General features: G+C 61.2%; 1 protein-coding gene. It reads left to right on the top strand.

Features of this window, described 5'->3' with window-relative positions; genetic code table 11:
* Nucleotides 1–989, top strand: a 989-nt coding sequence (locus NW853_RS08960; RefSeq protein ID WP_414348838.1) for an RNA-guided endonuclease InsQ/TnpB family protein, incomplete at its 5' end; no start/stop codon positions are given.
* Nucleotides 990–1,031: the final 42 nt, after the last annotated feature.

The following is a 1,031-nucleotide window of genomic DNA, read 5'->3' as shown; positions in this document are numbered from 1 at the left end:
AACAGAACTGCCGCTCCGTCGAGTACAAGCAATCGGGGTGGAAGCGCTCGCCCGACGGGATGGCCATCACCTTCACCGATGGCAACCAGGCTGGCACCTTCGCCCTGTATTGCAACGGCGAGGCCAGGCGGCTTCTTCTCGGCTCCAAGATCAACCGCGTGCGGGTGGTGCGCAGGGCTGATGGGTACTACGCCCAGTTCTGCCTGGATGTGGAGCGCCGGGAGCCGGGGGAGTCCACGGGCAAGAGGGTGGGGCTCGACCTGGGGCTGCACCACTTCTACACCGACCAGGACGGGAACACAGTAGATTGCCCAAAACCTCTGCGCCGAGCGGAGAAGCGCCTGAAGCGGCAGCAAAGAAGGTTGAGTCGTCGGTTTAGAAAGGGAGTCAAGGCGCAATCGAAGCGCTACCTGAAGCAGAAGCGGCGAGTAGGCAAGGTACACCTCAAAGTCCAGCGCCAGCGCAGAGACTGGGCCAGCAAGTTGGCCCGGTGCGTAGTGGTGTCTAACGACATCGTGGCGTACGAGGACTTGCCAGTGAGGAACCTGGTGAGAAATCACCACTTGGCCAAGTCCATCCAGGATGCGGCCTGGTCTTTGTTCACCCGTTGGCTGGACTACTACGGCAAGGTGTGGGGCAAGGTGGTGGTTGCCGTCCCGCCGGAGTACACCACCCAGGAGTGTTCTGGGTGTGGCTATCGGGTGAAGAAGACCCTCTCCACCCGTACCCACCGGTGCCCAAAATGCGGATTGGTGCTGTGTCGAGACCAGAACGCGGCGCTCAACATTCTGCGCCGGGCATTGCAGATGTTGGGGGTGGAGTGGAACGGTACCCAAGGGCATTGGGGAACCGCCTCGCGAGAGGGAACGCTTGGGGAGAGAGGCACCGCTGCTGGAGAGGGGCGACCCAACTCAGTAAGTGCGCTCGTAGAACCGAGAACCAGAATCCCCGCCCTAAAGGGCGGGGAGTATGTCAACAGCCAAGGATAGAGAGGGAGGCCTGGAACTTACAGGCTGTTTTAGCGAAAAGCG

Source organism: Synechococcus sp. H55.11 (assembly GCF_047462475.1).
Classification (GTDB): domain Bacteria; phylum Cyanobacteriota; class Cyanobacteriia; order Thermostichales; family Thermostichaceae; genus Thermostichus.
The sequence above is the reverse complement of the archived record's forward strand: the minus strand, read 5'-3'. Positions and strand labels throughout refer to the sequence as shown.